The organism is Quyinboa mangrovi, from assembly GCF_042219825.1.
GTDB lineage: Bacteria > Bacteroidota > Bacteroidia > Bacteroidales > UBA5342 > JBHJHP01.
In genome coordinates this window covers 217,982-234,835 of sequence record NZ_JBHJHQ010000009.1, presented here as the reverse complement: position 1 = coordinate 234,835, position 16,854 = coordinate 217,982, and the positions used below count along the sequence as shown (strand labels likewise).

Below are 16,854 nucleotides of genomic sequence, written 5' to 3'. Positions count from 1 at the left end.
TGGTGTTAGTCATTATGTTTTACGTTATCTGTTTTTACTAACCTGGTTTTTACATTTGCAAAGTTGTTCTGATCCCAATAAATTGCCTTTGTGTTTTCACCTTCAAGTTTTAGAAATATATCTGTTTCTCTCGTTTGAAAGCAACTGTAAATGTATGCATTCTGAACGTTTACAAGTTCAATTACCGGAACTCCCTTTTTTGGGGTATCTGTCTTAACTGCATCAATTATCAGATTTTTAGAATTTTTGGCATATATGGGCGATCCTTTTTCAGTATCAATTTTCACATTATGAAATTCAATGTCGGATGCATCTTCAACGGTAAAACCAACTTTACTTTCCAACTGTATATCATTAAATGTGATATTGTTAATTTTCATTTCATCCAGACCCAAAAGGAAACCAGCCTGATAGGCATTCCCTGTGATGTTACTGAAATGAATATTTCTGAATACCGGCGTACGTTCTGATACCGGTTCCGGATCAGTTTTTGAATAAAACATGTTCAGTTTAATAGCCTCCCGCCTGATATCCTTCATTATTATATTACTGACCCGGATATCTTCCACTACACCACCGCGACCTCTGGTCGATTTTATGCGGATGCCACGATCGGTTCCTTCGAACACACAATTGGAAATAGTAACTTTCTTAACTCCACCCGACATCTCACTGCCAATAACCACACCGCCATGACCTCTGAGCATGGTGCAGTTGGTGATGGTAATATTTTCGCATGGTGCAGCCATTTTACGACCTGCCCGGTCTTTTCCTGATTTTATGGTAATGCAATCATCACCAACAGAAATGTGGCAATTGGAAATATGCACATAACGGCACGATTCCGGATTGATCCCATCGGTATTTGGAGATAAGGGATTATTAATGGTCACATTCGTTACAGTCACATTTTCGCAGAACTCCGGATTGATTGTCCAGAACGGTGAATTGGTGATGGTTATGCCTTCGATTCTGATATTCTTGCAATACATGGGTTGAATAAAGGGAGGCCGCAAAAATCCCCGCTCAACCATACCAGGCTGATCCGGTAAGATGACATCTTTATTCTGCTTTGCAAATTCCGTCTGCCATTTCGATTTAAAATCCTTTGGTTGAGAATACAGCCAATGGTGATAGTCCCACCATTTCTTACCCTGGCCGTCAATACGCCCTCTGCCGGTTATGGTGATATTAGAATCCTTAAAAGCATAAAACAATGGAGAAAAATTTACCACATCCGTTCCTTCCCATCGCGATTGAACCATGGGCAGGTAATCATCAAAGTCGTCTGAAAATTTCAATAAAGCACCCGCATCCAGAAAAATGGTGATATTACTTTTTAAAACTACAGGTCCCGTCAGATATTCACCAGCAGGGAAAAATATGGTCCCGCCTCCATTATCTGAGGCAGCTTTAATCGCTTTTGCGATGGCATCTGTAATTTTGGTTTTTCCATCTCTTGCTGCGCCGTAGTCATTAATGTTGAAAAATCCGGAAGCACTTAACAGCGTTGTTGAATAAATAAACAATGCCACTAATAACCCTGATATTCGTTTATGTTTGTTTTGGATCTGTTGAAACATATTGACGTGTTTTAAATTAATTAAGGAGCAAAACAGTATAAAAAACCAAAAGTAATAAATAGAACTAAAATAAGATGAAGATTTCTGATTTGACCTCTTTTAAATGTGATTACCACAAATATAATTTATAATCAGGGAAAAACAATGAAAACGATTACATAAAATATTGATTTTTGCTTGCTTAACACCGCAGATTTTTGCATAACCCTTCATCGAGAAATAAAAGAATGAATATTAGAAAGATTTTGGTTCATATGCATTAAATTTTAAGCTTTAAATATCCTTTTGGTGTAATTTCTGATGCAAAAACGGAATATCTGCACTACCATTTTTTTTATACATAAATGAGGAGAAATCATGGGAGGCATGATTCAAATAAAAAATAACGAAATTGTATTATGTAATATGCTGTTATGTAATTATATAGAAGGATTTTGTTATAATGCCAAAAGGGAATTACTTGCATAAAATTAAAAAAAGGCATAAATTGCGCTGTAAACGTTTACATATTTAACCTTTTATTTGTGCGAAGTTTGGTGTGTGATTCGGTGGTATTTGTAAGCGGATAAGCTGTTTTTTGTGTTCAGGGCATTGGATTTAGTGAAAGTAATATTTGTTACTTCTTAGTGCTTTAATGAAAAGTTTAAATGAATAAAATTCTGATACAACAACCTCCACGAGTCGTTTTTGGTGAAGGGGCATTACATGATTTTAAAGAGGATTTCATTGCGCTTTCGTTGCAATCCCTGTATATTCTTACCATTCCTCCTGTTTTACCGTTATTGGATGGCCTGCTAAGTGAATTCAAAAGAAATAATATTTCTGTACTTGTAAATACCACCATTGACGGAGAACCATCTTTTGGTGATTTTGAGAAAATTCTGAAAGAAGCTCGTCATTTTGAGGCAGACAGTGTTGTAGGTATTGGTGGCGGAAGCGTACTTGATGTAGCAAAATTTCTGGCCGCTATGTTAAAGAATGAGCAGGAAATCAGCTCTGTTGTTGGTATTGGTTTACTGAAAGAGCGCAAAACATATATGGCTTGTCTGCCAACCACCAGTGGAACGGGAAGTGAAGTTTCTCCCAACGCCATTTTTCTGGATGAAAGGGATGGTGGGAAAAAGGGTATCATCAGTCCCTTCCTGGTCCCGGATGCAGCTTATGTTGATCCCGCACTAACTCTTGGTGTTCCGCAACAGGTTACAGCAGCAACCGGAATTGATGCATTGACCCATTGTATAGAAGCCTATATGAACAGATTTGCACATCCGGTAGCAGATGTCTGGGCTTTGGAAGGGATAAAGTTGATAAGTAAAAATCTGGTAGCAGCATGCAAAGATGGCAATGATATGGAAGCCCGGTCGGCAGTAGCTCTTGGTAGTATGTATGGCGGCATGTGTCTGGGACCTGTAAATACTGCAGCAGTTCATGCCTTGGCTTATCCACTGGGAAGTGAATACAAAGTGGCACATGGGTTGTCAAATGCCTTGTTGTTACCTTATGTTCTAAAGTATAATCGTCCTGAAGGGGATGATCGACTAGCACATATAGCTATTGCCATGGGAATTTTTGAACATGGCCCTGTGGAGGAACAGGCAGATTCTGCAATTGGAAAAATTGAAGAAATCATCAAAGAATGTGGTTTGCCTTCAAGACTTTCGGAGATAGGTATAAAAAAAGGTGATATTGAGAAAATGGCGGATGGGGCGATTCAGGTTCAACGCTTACTGAAAAACAATATTAAAGAACTCAGTAAAAAAGATATTATTGAGATTTATAAACGTGCATTTTAACACATGAAAAAGGGATCTAAATATTGTGGTGTTATAGTGCCAATGGTTACGCCAATTAAGGTTGACGGTACGGTAGACCGATATGCAGTTAAACGTATTGTGGAACTATTCAAACAAAATGGGGCACACCCTTTTGTTTTGGGAACAACAGGAGAGGGACCATCAGTAAGACAGGATCAAAAAGATATAGTGGTAGCTGAAACAGTTGCTGCAGCAGATGGGAAATGCACAGTTTATGCCGGAATATCATCAAATGCATTTGCAGAATCTGTAGAAATGGCAACGCGCTATGGTGATATGGGTGTTGATGCGGTCGTTGCAACGCTGCCTGCTTTTTATCCCCTGAATGACAACCAGATGTTACGTTATTTTGAAGCACTGGCTGATGTATCTCCTTGTCCTTTGATTATTTACAACATGCCGGCAACCGTTAAAATGTCCATATCACTGGATGTTCTTGATCAGTTGAGTCATCATCCGAATATTGTTGGGGTTAAGGATTCTGAGAGGGATATTTCACGGCTCGATAAATCCCTTGATCTATGGAGGGATAGATCGGACTTTGTTCACCTGATTGGTTGGGCGGCACAATCGTCATACGCTATGCAAAATGGTTCGGCCGGTATTGTGCCCAGCACCGGAAATTTTGCTCCCGGATTTTATGCAGAATTGTTGAACTCAGTAGAAGCCGGTAATTTTGAACGGGGAGATGAACTACAGGATATCACTAATCAACTGGGTTTGTTATACCAGAAAGACAGAACACTCAGCCAGTCCATTCCGGCATTAAAATATATCATGTCAGTTATGGGATTTTGTGGACCGAATGTTTTACCGCCGATGTACCGGATGCGTGAAGAAGATGAAAAAGCTTACAGAATGTTCATCGAAGAAGAGTTGGTGAAATATGAATTGATAGGATCGTATGAGCAACAAAAATAATATACCGGTTTTAGCAGTTACTATGGGTGATCCTGCCGGGATCGGACCCGAAATTGCAGCTAAAACCTTTGCAAATACTGATGTCTACAGCATTTGTAAACCCGTTTTGATCGGTAACAGGCAAATCATGGCTAAAGCGATCAAACTGGTAGGTGTTGATTTAAAAATAAACAGTATTAAGGATATTGCGGAAGCAAAGTTTGAACCGGGAACCATGGATTTGTATCATCTGGAAGCAGAGCATGTAGCTGATATAAAATTTGGTGTAGTGTCTGCTGTTGCCGGCGATCTGGCTTTCAGAGCGGTAAAAAAAGCCATTGATCTGGCTCTCACAAAGGAAGTGGACGGAACTGTTACAGGACCGATCCATAAGGGGGCCATAAATGCTGCCGGACATCATTTTTCGGGTCATACCGAAATATATGCCCATTACACCAATACCGCAAAATATGCCATGTTACTGGCTGAAGAAGATTTAAGGGTCATTCATGTAAGTACGCACGTATCACTTCGTGAAGCCTGCGACAGGGTTAAGAAGGACAGGATAACAGAGGTGATTCAGCTTTTGGATGACAGCCTGAAAAAACTTGGGATCACACAACCTAAAATTGGTGTGGCAGGACTAAATCCACACTCAAGCGACAATGGGTTGTTTGGTTGGGAAGAAAAAGAAGAGATTGAACCAGCTTTGGAATATGCCAAAAGTATTGGCATTGATGCCGTCGGTCCTGTGCCTCCGGATACATTATTTGCCATGGCGAAAGGTGGAAAGTTTGACGGTTGTGTAGCCATGTATCACGATCAGGGACATATTCCGTTTAAAGTGGTAGGGTTCAACTGGGATAAGGAAAAGAATGTGATGAAAAGTGTAAAAGGTGTGAATATTACACTTGGATTGCCCATTATACGTACATCGGTGGATCACGGGACTGCTTTTGAAGTGGCTGGAAAAGGAGTGGCAAGCCCTGATGCCTTACATTTAGCCATTGAATATGCCACAAAATTATATCAGTCAGAAACATAAGGGAAGGATAGATGATAGCTGTAATCGCAGATGATTTTACGGGTGCTGCTGAAATTGGAGGGATAGGATTACGACACGGTCTCCGGGTTATGATAGAAACCAGGGTGGAGAAAGTAAAGGATGTGGATCTCTTGATTATTGCAACCAATACACGTGCTCTGAGTAAAACAGAAGCTGCAAAAGAAATTGATAAAATAACACGTAAACTTTTAAAGCTGGATCCGGAATTTATTTTTAAAAAACTGGATTCCGTTTTAAGGGGAAATGTGGCTGCTGAGTTGCACGCGCAAATGAAGGCATCTGCAAATGATATTGCTGTTATTGTAGCCGGTAATCCGTATTTCAAGCGTATCATAAACAAAGGCATATATTATGTGGAAGGAATACCACTTGCTCAGACATCATTTGGAAATGATCCGGAATATTCCATAAATTCTTCACATGTCACAGAAATTATAGGTAATGAGTTCTGTGAGGTCAGTTCAATTGGGGTCGATGAAAAAATGCCCGCAAATGGTCTCGTTGTTGGGGACATTACAAACGATGAGGAGATGACCAAATGGACAATGCGGCTGAATAATCAAATGGTAATTGCTGGTGGAGCAGGATTCTTCAATGCCATACTCTTTAGTCTTAAAAACGGGAAGATTCGTAACGAAATCAAAAAGGAATACACATTCGGGTCAAAAACATTGTTTATTTTTGGAAGTGCATATCCTAAGTCTTCAGACATGGACAGAATGACGCTCGATAACAATGTTTCTGTGGTAAATATGCCGGCAGAGATATTTAACAGTGCTGACTTTGAGCCCGATGTTATGCGAAGGTGGGTGAGTACCGTTTCGGATCATCTGAGGGCAGATAAAAATGTATTTGTTTCAATTAAATATAAATATAAAAAGGAGAGTGGACTGTCAGTTCGCTTGAGTAAAAATATAGGCGAGTTTGTTGCACAGGTCAATAAATCTGTTGCGCTTGAGGATTTGTTTATTGAAGGAGGGGCAACGGCTTCTGCAGTATTTAAAAGTCTTGAAATTAACAGGCTTATGCCATTTTGTGAACTGGATGCAGGAATCATTCAGATGAAGGTGGATAAGTTTCCCAATATGAAAATCACAACAAAACCCGGAAGTTATAAATGGCCGGTGGATAAAGTACGGATAAAAACCCACGTCTGATGCAAACAACAAATTCCATCCATCTTATTGACTATATTATCATCATTCTTACGTTGGTAGTATCGCTCGGTGTTGGGGTAAGATTTGCAAGACAACAAAAAAGTACCGGTAAATATTTCACGGGAAGTGGAAAATTACCATCCTGGGCCATTGGAATATCTATATTGGCCACTCTAATAAGCAGTATAACATTTTTAGCCTATCCGGGTGAAGGGTATGCCACAAACTGGATAAGGCTGGTACAGGGACTGATGGTGCCAATCGTACTGATTTTTGCCATTGGCTTTATTGTGCCGTTATTCAGGCATGTTATTAAGTTGAGTGCGTATGAGTATTTCGAAAAGCGCTTTGGCTTCGGTGCACGGCTTTACAGCTCGCTGGCTTTTGTACTGACCCATTTTTCAAAGATGGGTACCGTATTTTATATCATTGCCCTCGCCATTGGAAAAATGATGGGACTCGATACCGTCACTGTGATTTGGGTAATTGGGGCTGCGGTTATTGTTTTAACGATGTTAGGCGGAATAGAGGCGGTTATCTGGTTGGATGTGATCCAGGGATTTATGCTGATTGCAGGCGGAATTGTGGCTCTGGCGATCCTATTATTTAGTACGCCGGGAGGTCCGTCTGAAATGTGGACAGTGGCAAAAGAAAACGGTCGCATAGGTTTTGGTCCTTTTGATATGGAATTTGTTCATCTCACTTTTTGGGTCATGGCATTAAACGGCATTTTTTATGCAATTCAAAAATACGGAACCGATCAGACTATTGTACAGCGGTATCTTACGGCTAAGTCAGATAAGGAAGCCATTAAAGCATCACTTATCGGTGTATTGTTGAGCGTACCGGTTTGGGCACTGTTTATGTTTATCGGAACAGCTTTATTTTCATATTACCATATCTCCGGCGATGTTTTGCCGGCAGGCATTAAAAACGATGAGGTATTTCCCTTTTTTATCATGACCAAAATGCCGGTTGGTGTAGTTGGGATCATTATATCTGCTTTGATAGCAGCTGCTGTTTCAAGTCTGGATTCTGATCTGAATTGTCTTTCAGCCATTGCCCTCGAAGATTATTATTTGCGGTTCAGGTCCAAAAGTTCTGAGAAAGAACAGGTATTAGTAAGTAAAATCTTTATTGTACTGGCCGGTTTGGGAGCAATCGCAGTAGCCATGTTCTACGTAAATGCCGGTGGCAAAGGAGTACTTGGCATAGTATTTACATTATACGCCATCTTTTCAGGAGGAATTGCCGGGATGTTCCTGTTGGGAATCGTCTCTAAACGCCCCAATAAAAAGGGCTTGTATTTTGGTATTGCTGCAAGCGTTCTGTTTACAGCCTGGGCTTTGTTAACATCAACACCTATTGGAAGTAGTAGCAAAGAAGTATTACTGCTCGATTTTGGAAAATACAACTTTAACCAGCACAAATACATGATTGGTGTATACAGCCACATTATTTTGTTTGTTGTTGGTTTTGTGGCAAGTTACTTTTACAGAGCCAAAGAAATTGATGACCGTCTTACCTATAAAGGATGGTTGAAGTACAAAAAGAATAATCTCAATTAATCTGATGTGAATCAGTAAATTTGTAAGAATTGTGGCATGATTCATGTTTTGTCACAACACAAACAACATTAATTAATACCCAAAATGATTGAAAAAACGAATGTAGAATACAGTTCATTTTTTAAAATTTGTTTGGCGCTTATACTGCTGATGTCTTCTGTAACAGGTTTTGCGCAGGATGATAAACGACCACTCATTATTGGAAGAGACGGAAAACTGCAATATCAGCCTGATGAAAAAGGTGACAGGATCCCTGACTTTTCGTATGCAGGGTACAAAGCATCCGAATACGAAATTCCATTGGTTAATGCAGAAGTTTTTGTGCCGAACACTAATGCAGATGCTACACCAGATATTCAGAAAGCGATTGACTATATTGCCACATTGCCACCGCATCAGGATGGATTCAAAGGAGCTGTTTTATTGGATACAGGGACCTTTCATGTTAATGGGAGATTGATTATTAAATCTTCAGGCATTGTGATTCGGGGCAGCGGAACCGGCCGGAACGGAACAACACTTATTGCAGGAGGTAAGGACAGACAAACTCTTATACGTGTTTTAGGTCAAAACAATGTGGTATACTCTGAACTGGTAAAAATAACCAGTCAATATGTACCTGTAAATGCATTTGAACTTCAACTTGAATCAACTAAGGGATTGAGTACCGGAGATCATATCTTTATCCGCCGGCCTTCAACCAAAACATGGATTCAGGAACTAAATATGAGAGAGTTTGGTGGCGAAGAAACCGGTTGGATCGGATGGAAGGAAGGGACCAGGGATATTATTTGGGACAGAACAATAACAGCAATTAACGGGAATACAATTTTTGTAGATGCACCTTTGACAACAGCCCTGGACCAGCACTGGGGGATAAGTACAGTCACCAAATATAACTGGCCTGGACGAATAAAAAATATTGGGATTGAGCATCTGAATTTAATATCAGATTTTGATACTTCCAATCCAAAAGATGAAGACCACTGTTGGTCCGCAATTACCATAGAAAATGCTCAGGATGTATGGGTACGACAGGTTCAGTTTACCCATTTTGCCGGTTCGGCAGTAGCCGTATATGAAACAACCCGACGGGTAACAGTCCAGGATTGTATATCGAAGGAACCGGTTTCAGAGATAGGTGGTCAGCGCAGATATACCTTTTTTACCATGGGCCAACAAACCCTGTTTCAACGCTTGTATTCAGAATATGGATACCATGATTTTGCATTGGGATTTTGTGCCGCAGGACCAAATGCCTTTGTACAGTGCGAAACACATCTGCCGTATGAATTCAGCGGAACCATTGACAGCTGGGCTTCGGGTGTTTTATTTGATATTGTGAATGTGGATGGAAATATGATCTCGTTCAGTAACCAGGGACTAAATAATCAGGGATCAGGTTGGACCGCTGCCAATTCTATGCTGTGGCAGTGCTCTGCAGCCAGAATCAATAATTATGCGCCACCTACAGCCATGAACTGGGCATATGGCGCATGGAGTCAGTTTTCAGGCAATGGGATTTGGGTGGATCAGAATAACCATATTAAACCGCGAAGTCTCTTTTATGAACAACTGGCAGAACGGCTCAAAAAGGATGCTGCAGCATATGAAAAAGAGGTGATGCCATACAGCAGTAATTCAACCAGCAGTCCTACAGCTGCTGAAGCAAAGGAATATTCGGAACAATCTTTTCAACCGGCCTTAAGACTCGAGGACTGGATAAATGACGCATCTTCGCGTGACCCCGTTTTAGTAGAAAATACTGGCGTTAAAACTGTTGAGAAAATAAAAGAGGCTTCAAGCTCTTTGCCAGAAGAAAAGCATCTTATGTCGGTTCAAAACGGGAGACTGGTTGTTGATGGCAAGCTGGTGACCGGAATGCGGTTTACAGTGCCCTGGTGGCGCGGCGTAGCAAGACCTTACGCCACTGCAAAAGCCACACCGGCTGTGACACGTTATGTCCCGGGAAGAAACGGATACGGTTACACCGATAATCTGAATGAGGTGATCGATTGGATGAACCGGTATAATATGGTTGGACTGGAACAGAATTATGGCCTCTGGTACGATCGTCGCCGTGATGATCATGAACGGGTGAGGCGCATGGATGGTCAGGTATGGGCCCCGTTTTACGAACAACCATTTGCACGTACAGGTCAGGGAACGGCCTGGGACGGACTCAGTAAATATGATCTGACTAAATACGACTTTTTCTACTGGAACCGGTTGAAGCAGTTTGCTGATCTGGCAGATAAAAATGGTAAGCTTTTAGTGCATCATAACTATTTTCAGCACAATATTCTGGAAGCCGGCGCCCATTGGGTGGATTGTCCATGGAGGCCTGTGAATAACATCAACAATACAGGTTTTCCTGAACCGGTTCCCTTTGCCGGCGACAAAAGAATTTACATGGCGGAACAGTTTTACGATGAAACAGATCCGGTAAGACGTCCGTTGCACCAGGCTTTTATTAAGCAGTGCATGAATAATTTTGACGGTAATTCAAATGTGTTACAATTAACCAGCGCCGAGTATACAGGTCCGTATCACTTTACAGCATTTTGGCTGGAAACTATAAAAGACTGGGAAAAGGAAACAGGGAAAGATCAGTTGATCGGGCTCTCTGCGACAAAGGATGTGCAGGATTCAGTCTTAGAGAATCAGGATCTGTCAAAATTGGTTGATGTGATCGATATCCGGTACTGGGCATACCGTGAAGACGGTTCATTATATGCCCCGCTGGGAGATCAGCAACTGGCACCTCGTCAGCATGCAAGGAAGATAAATGTCGGAAAACGGTCTTTCAATTCAGTGTACCATTCTGTTTATGCATATACTTCAAAATATCCGGATAAGGCAGTGATGTTTTCAGAAGGAAGATACAATGTGTACGGATGGGCAGTATTGATGGCCGGGGGTTCACTGGCAGTATTACCTGAAGGTTTACCCGGGCAGTTTTTGGCTGATGCAGCCAGGATGAATACTGAAGATCCAGGATCAACACCGGATAGAACATGTATTCTGAATGGTGAAAACGGTATGATCGTTTATTGTAATGATAAGCGAAGACTTTCTGTCGATTTATCAAATAAAAAAGGAAAGTTCTTGGTTCAGTTTATCAGGCCATCTGATGGATCGGTTTCTGATAAATCATTGACAATAAAAGCCGGAGAGGTCACTACATTAGACCTTCCTCATAACGGAACCAATATAGTTTGGATCAGAAAAAAATAAGACGAATGATACGATTTAATTTATTAATGCTTTTAGCCGGTGTTTTATGTTTCAGTTGTGCTCCGCATAAGAAAACAACGGAAGAGTTGCCATTATTAAAAGTTTCTGAAAACGGGCACTACATGGTAACTTCCGATGGTGATCCATTTTTTTGGCTGGGTGATACCGGATGGTTATTGTTTACCAAACTGAACCGTGAAGAGGCAGAGCAATATCTGGAAGACCGACGGGAAAAAGGATTTAATGTGATCCAGGTCATGGTTCTTCATTCTTTGGGCGCCGTGAATGTATACGGCGACTCAGCACTGATTAATGATAATGCTTCCAAACCGCTTGTTACGGAAGGCAGTTCCTTTTCTGATCCTGAACAGTACGATTACTGGGACAACATAGATTATGTGGTTGACAAAGCTGCTGAAAAGGGATTATATATGGCGCTGGTACCTGTTTGGGGTGGAAACGTACGTGGAGGTTATGTATCCCGTGAACAAGGGAAATTATATGGTGAATGGCTGGCCAAACGTTACCGGGATCGGTCTAACATTATCTGGCTCAACGGCGGTGATACCTTTGGAAGTGATTCCACAGCCACATGGAATGCCATTGGAAATGCTTTAAAAAATAATGACCCCAACCATTTAATCACCTTTCATCCACGGGGACGGATGCAGTCATCCGATTGGTTTGAGAATGAGCCATGGTTGGATTTTAATATGGTTCAGTCAGGACATAGAAGGTATGATCAGGATGATACGGAACGGAATTACGGAGAGGATAACTGGCGTTATATTCAGGCAGATTTTAATTTGAAACCAGCCAAACCAACCATCGACGGTGAACCGTCGTATGAAGGCATTCCTCAGGGCTTGCATGATACGACTCAGCCTTACTGGAAGGCTGAGGATGTTCGCCGCTATGCCTACTGGTCAGTGTTTGCAGGTGCCTGTGGGTTTACGTACGGACACAGTGCCATAATGCAGTTTTACAAACCCTCGGATGAAGAACCGGCCTATGGCGCACGTGAATACTGGACACAGGCTCTGGAAGCTCCGGGTGCCAAACAGATGGGATATCTGAAAGACCTGATGTTGTCACGGCCATACCTGGAACGCGTTCCGGATCAAAGTTTGATCGCCGGTGAGAACGGTGAAAAGTACGATCATCTTCAGGCGACACGAGGCACAGGATATGCATATATCTATACGTATACAGGAAGAAATATTCCGGTAAATATGACAAAATTCAAATCAGGTGTAAAAGCGTTATGGTTTGATCCGAAATCAGGTGAGATTACTGAAATAGGGAAGGTGGAAAATAGTGGAACCCATGAATTTGATCCTCCGGGAGAAAAGGAAAACGGAAACGACTGGGTTTTGGTGCTGGAAGAAATGAAGGAGTAAGTGGAATAAAAATTGGAGCAGATGTTGTTTAGAAATCAAATCAGATTCATATTTATTGTTTGTGTATCACTTATTGTTTTTGTGGTAAAAGCACAGGAAACAGATATACCACATTATACAGGAGAAACACTCAACAATCCGGATTATCATCACGGACAATTGCCGCCTGCCATGGGTGTGCACAACATACAGGTAATGCGGGCAAACCGTGAATTTCCGGACATGGCTGATGGCTACGGCTGGACATACAACCATGCACCAATGCTGGCTTACTGGAACAATACATTGTTTCTGGAATACTTAAGCGATCCGGTTGGTGAACATATTGCACCGGGACAAACGTTTTTAGTAAGCTCACAGGATGGGCATACCTGGTCCGAACCGGATGTGGTTTTTCCGCCATATCCTATACCGGATGGAACCAAAAAAGATAACGGAACAGATGTGGCTAAGGATCTGATGTCGGTGAATCACCAGCGGATGGGATTTTATGTATCAACCGATAACAGGCTGTTTGTGCTGGCATATATTGCCATTTCCATGAATGCAAAGGATAGTCCGAATGATGGAAATGGAATAGGTCGTGTTGTCAGGGAAGTTTATAAGGATGGTACATGGGGACCAATCTATTTTATCCGCTATAACCATGGTTGGAACAAAAAGAATACTGATTATCCGTTTTATACAAAAAGTAAAGACAAGGGACTAAAGAAGGCCTGTGAGGAAATGTTGTCAAACCCACTGGTCCAGCAGCAGTGGAATGAAGAAGCTGACCGTGATGATCCCCTGATTCCGATACAAAAAGATTACAAGGCATTTTGTTATTATCACCTTCCGGATGGAAAGGTTGTCGGCTTGTGGAAACACGCGCTTACAGCCATCAGTAATGATCAGGGACATACATGGACACAACCTGTGAGAGCCCCCGGTTTTGTAAACAGCAATGCCAAAATCTGGGGACAGGAAACCTCAGATGGCCAGTATGCTACGGTCTATAATCCGTCAGATTTTCGCTGGCCACTGGCCGTGTCTGTAAGTGATGACGGCTTGAAATATACGAACCTGTTGCTGGTCAATGGTGAGATATCCACCATGCGTTATGGTGGTAATTATAAATCGTACGGCCCACAATACGTACGCGGAATCCAGGAAACAAACGGAACGCCTCCGGATGGAAATCTGTGGGTCACTTACAGCATGAATAAGGAAGATATCTGGGTATCTGAAATACCGGTTCCGATAAGGTCTGAAGCAACAGAGCAGGCTGATGATGAGTTTACAGCAAAAGGCTCCGGATCAGCTTTTGAAAAGTGGAACATTTACAGTCCGGTTTGGGCACGCGTTAAAGTTGAAAAAGACGTAGAAGGGAAGGAGTGTCTTACACTGCATGACAAAGATCCGTTCGACTATGCCAAAGCCACCCGTTTGTTCCCGCAACAGAAAAATGTGAGCGTGGAATTTGCGATCAAACCGGAACAGAATAATCATGGAGTTCTGCAGGTTGAATTGCAGGATAAAAAAAACACCGGAACGTTGCGGTTAATATTTGATAATGACGGTTACATAAAACATAAAGCTGGTTACCGACTGAGAAATATTATGCCTTATGAACCTGGAAAAATTTATGACATTCGTATTGAGGCTACTGTGGATAATCGCTTTTACGATATTTATGTCAATGGGGAGCACAAAGCAAAAGGCCTTTGTTTTGAACCGGTTCATGAGGTGCAAAGTATTGTGTTCAGAACAGGTGAAATAAGACGTTTCCCCAATGTAGATACGCCAACTGACCAGGATTTTGATGTAAAGCAGGACGGGAAACCGGATAAAGAAGCCGTTTACAGGATTTATTCCCTTAAAACAAAAACACTGCCCGTTGATCATCAGGGCTATGTGCTAAATGCGGATGATTTTAAACATTACGTGGACTATTTCAACCGCATGGAAGATGAAAACATTGTACAGTTGATCCCGAATTCCGAATCGTGGGAATGGATGAAGGCCAATATTCCCTTGTTTGAATGTCCACAGGATAATTTCGAAGAGATGTTTTATTACCGATGGTGGACCCTTAGAAAACATATTGAACAAACGCCGGTAGGTTATGCCATTACTGAATTTCTGGTGCTGCGATCCTATGCGGATAAATATAACCTGATTGCCTGTGCCATAGGCCATCATACCTATGAATCACGATGGTTGCATAATTCAGAATATCTTAAGCAAAATCTGGAGGTCTGGTATCGTGGCAATGATGGCAAACCCATGAGTAAACTGCATAAATTCAGCAGCTGGACGCCCGATGCCGTTTATAACTATTACCTTCTGACAAAAGACAGTGCTTTTATTGTAAATATGCTGCCCGATTTGGAAGCAGATTATCGGCGTTGGGAAGCAGAACGCCGTAAACCGTCCGGCATGTTCTGGCAGGAAGATGTGAAAGATGGAATGGAGGAACAGATCTCGGGTGGACGGCGCGTAAAAAATGACCGTCCAACCATTAACAGTTATATGTATGGTAATGCGGTTGCCATTTCAAAAATGGCAGAACTAGCCGGAAATAAAGCGTGGGAAACCTTGTATGCTGCTAAAGCGGATACCTTAAGACAGCTGGTGGAGGAAAATCTATGGAACCCTGAGGCCGATTTCTTTGAGACCGTGAAGGAGGAGGGGGGATTTGCAAATGTCAGGGAAGAGATTGGTTTTATTCCCTGGTACTTTAATTTGCCGGAAAAAGGTTATGAGAAAGCATGGGCTCAGATAACTGATCCGGGAGGATTTCTGGCTCCCTTTGGTATTACAACAGCAGAACAGCGGCATCCTGATTTCCGTACCCACGGTTGTTGCAAATGTGAGTGGGATGGTGCCGTATGGCCGTTTGCCACTTCCCAGACCTTAACTGGCATGGCGAACCTGTTGAATAATTATGATCAGAGTGAGGTGAATGACTCGGTATATTTTGACTTACTTGAAACCTATGTGGAATCTCAGTATTATCGCGGCCGGCCGTACATCGGCGAATACCTGGATGAAATAACCGGTTACTGGCTGAAAGGAGATCAGGAACGAAGCAGGTATTATAACCATTCCACGTTCAATGATCTGCTTATTACCGGTTTGGTTGGACTTCGCCCAGGGGCAGATGATCAGGTGGAAGTGAATCCGCTGATCCCAAAGGATAAATGGGACTGGTTCTGCCTGGACAGGGTCAATTATCACGGCAAAAATCTCACCATTATCTGGGATAAAACAGGTGACAAATATAAGCTGGGGAAAGGATTAATTGTGCTGATCGATGGAAAGGAAATTGGCAGAAGAACTGATCTGGGACGCTTAATATGTGATATGAATAAGTAATTCTAAAATATAAACGAAATGAAAAGTACACGTTTAAGAGTGATTTTTTTTATGGGATTATTTTTGATTTTGAGTTTTAATACAAAAGGTCAGACAGACCAGGAAAAAAAGGCAACAGAGTGGGTTCAGTCACTTGAACTGAATGATAAAGCCAAAGAAGACCGGGTTATAAAAGTTGTGGCTGATCATCTGACAGCAATCCGAACCTGGCATAACGAACATCCGTTTTCTACGGTTCCGGCTGGTGTCAATCCCCGAACCGGTGATAAACTGACTGATCAGGACAGGCAAATGATAGCCGATTCAGCGCAGCCTTCGTCATATCATGAAGATCTGATGAATGGTTTGCGTAAAGATCTGACTGAGGAACAGGTTGAGGCTATTCTGGATAAGTATACCGTTGGTAAAGTGGCATTTACTATGAAAGGCTATCGTGCTATTGTTCCGGATCTCACCGAGGAAGAAGCAGCCAAATTGCTGAGCTATCTTAAGGAAGCCCGCGAAATGGCAGTGGATTATAAAAACATGAAAGAGATCTCTGCCGTGTTCGAGATTTATAAAACCAAATGTGAGCAGTATCTGATCAGCAATGGTCGTGACTGGCGCGCATTGTATAAGGCTTTCGTGAAGAGAATAAGGGAAGAGAAAAAGAAGCAGCAGTAAAATATAAGATGTAAGACGCAAGACATATGATACGTCCTACTTTGTAAGAAGCTGGTCCCGATATTAATCGGGACGGAGGATTTAAATTTGAAATGATCAAATAATAACA

Annotated in this window: 10 protein-coding genes; 9 read left to right on the top strand and 1 reads right to left on the bottom strand. The window is 41.8% G+C overall.

Translation table 11 applies throughout. The annotated features are described in order from the left end of the window. Nucleotides 1-5 precede the first annotated feature (5 nt). On the bottom strand, nucleotides 6-1,583 hold the full coding sequence (locus tag ACE1ET_RS18600; protein WP_375729927.1) for a glycoside hydrolase family 28 protein: 1,578 nt from the start codon (nucleotides 1,581-1,583) through the stop codon (nucleotides 6-8). A gap of 647 nt (nucleotides 1,584-2,230) precedes the next feature. On the opposite strand from ACE1ET_RS18600, the gene ACE1ET_RS18595 reads away from it, so the two are divergent. The 9 genes from ACE1ET_RS18595 (at nucleotide 2,231) to ACE1ET_RS18555 (ending at nucleotide 16,745) form a co-directional block, all read left to right on the top strand. Then, nucleotides 2,231-3,376, top strand: a complete 1,146-nt coding sequence (locus ACE1ET_RS18595; protein WP_375729926.1) for an iron-containing alcohol dehydrogenase — start codon at nucleotides 2,231-2,233, stop codon at nucleotides 3,374-3,376. Between the two features lie 3 nt (nucleotides 3,377-3,379). Continuing rightward, nucleotides 3,380-4,318: a dihydrodipicolinate synthase family protein gene (locus ACE1ET_RS18590; RefSeq protein ID WP_375729925.1), complete on the top strand. Its 939-nt coding sequence runs from the start codon at nucleotides 3,380-3,382 to the stop codon at nucleotides 4,316-4,318. Beyond that, nucleotides 4,302-5,342: a 4-hydroxythreonine-4-phosphate dehydrogenase PdxA gene (pdxA, locus tag ACE1ET_RS18585; RefSeq protein WP_375729924.1), complete on the top strand. Its 1,041-nt coding sequence runs from the start codon at nucleotides 4,302-4,304 to the stop codon at nucleotides 5,340-5,342. Before ACE1ET_RS18590 ends, pdxA begins: the two co-directional genes overlap by 17 nt. Nucleotides 5,343-5,353: 11 nt before the next feature. Beyond that, on the top strand, nucleotides 5,354-6,520 hold the full coding sequence (locus ACE1ET_RS18580; RefSeq protein WP_375729923.1) for a four-carbon acid sugar kinase family protein: 1,167 nt from the start codon (nucleotides 5,354-5,356) through the stop codon (nucleotides 6,518-6,520). After that, complete coding sequence (locus tag ACE1ET_RS18575; RefSeq protein ID WP_375729922.1) at nucleotides 6,520-8,088, top strand: sodium:solute symporter family protein; 1,569 nt, start codon at nucleotides 6,520-6,522, stop codon at nucleotides 8,086-8,088. The genes ACE1ET_RS18580 and ACE1ET_RS18575 overlap by 1 nt, the downstream gene beginning before the upstream one ends. Before the next feature lie 84 nt (nucleotides 8,089-8,172). Next, nucleotides 8,173-11,325 (top strand): DUF6298 domain-containing protein, encoded by a 3,153-nt coding sequence (locus tag ACE1ET_RS18570; RefSeq protein WP_375729921.1) that lies wholly within the window; start codon nucleotides 8,173-8,175, stop codon nucleotides 11,323-11,325. A gap of 5 nt (nucleotides 11,326-11,330) precedes the next feature. Beyond that, the gene (locus ACE1ET_RS18565; RefSeq protein WP_375729920.1) at nucleotides 11,331-12,725 is read left to right on the top strand and encodes a glycoside hydrolase family 140 protein; all 1,395 of its coding nucleotides are present in this window, start codon (nucleotides 11,331-11,333) and stop codon (nucleotides 12,723-12,725) included. A 21-nt stretch (nucleotides 12,726-12,746) separates the two neighbouring features. Then, the gene (locus tag ACE1ET_RS18560; protein WP_375729919.1) at nucleotides 12,747-16,082 is read left to right on the top strand and encodes an MGH1-like glycoside hydrolase domain-containing protein; all 3,336 of its coding nucleotides are present in this window, start codon (nucleotides 12,747-12,749) and stop codon (nucleotides 16,080-16,082) included. A gap of 18 nt (nucleotides 16,083-16,100) precedes the next feature. Continuing rightward, the gene (locus ACE1ET_RS18555; protein WP_375729918.1) at nucleotides 16,101-16,745 is read left to right on the top strand and encodes a DUF3826 domain-containing protein; all 645 of its coding nucleotides are present in this window, start codon (nucleotides 16,101-16,103) and stop codon (nucleotides 16,743-16,745) included. Nucleotides 16,746-16,854 lie beyond the last annotated feature (109 nt).

Excerpts from the sequence above, each read along its gene's own strand:
- ACE1ET_RS18595 (WP_375729926.1), top strand. The coding sequence starts at position 2,231 with ATGAATAAAATTCTGATACAACAACCTCCACGAGTCGTTTTTGGTGAA.
- ACE1ET_RS18560 (WP_375729919.1), top strand. The coding sequence starts at position 12,747 with ATGTTGTTTAGAAATCAAATCAGATTCATATTTATTGTTTGTGTATCA.
- ACE1ET_RS18555 (WP_375729918.1), top strand. The coding sequence starts at position 16,101 with ATGAAAAGTACACGTTTAAGAGTGATTTTTTTTATGGGATTATTTTTG.
- ACE1ET_RS18600 (WP_375729927.1), bottom strand. The coding sequence starts at position 1,583 with ATGTTTCAACAGATCCAAAACAAACATAAACGAATATCAGGGTTATTA.
- ACE1ET_RS18590 (WP_375729925.1), top strand. The coding sequence starts at position 3,380 with ATGAAAAAGGGATCTAAATATTGTGGTGTTATAGTGCCAATGGTTACG.
- ACE1ET_RS18565 (WP_375729920.1), top strand. The coding sequence starts at position 11,331 with ATGATACGATTTAATTTATTAATGCTTTTAGCCGGTGTTTTATGTTTC.
- pdxA (WP_375729924.1), top strand. The coding sequence starts at position 4,302 with ATGAGCAACAAAAATAATATACCGGTTTTAGCAGTTACTATGGGTGAT.
- ACE1ET_RS18575 (WP_375729922.1), top strand. The coding sequence starts at position 6,520 with ATGCAAACAACAAATTCCATCCATCTTATTGACTATATTATCATCATT.
- ACE1ET_RS18580 (WP_375729923.1), top strand. The coding sequence starts at position 5,354 with ATGATAGCTGTAATCGCAGATGATTTTACGGGTGCTGCTGAAATTGGA.
- ACE1ET_RS18570 (WP_375729921.1), top strand. The coding sequence starts at position 8,173 with ATGATTGAAAAAACGAATGTAGAATACAGTTCATTTTTTAAAATTTGT.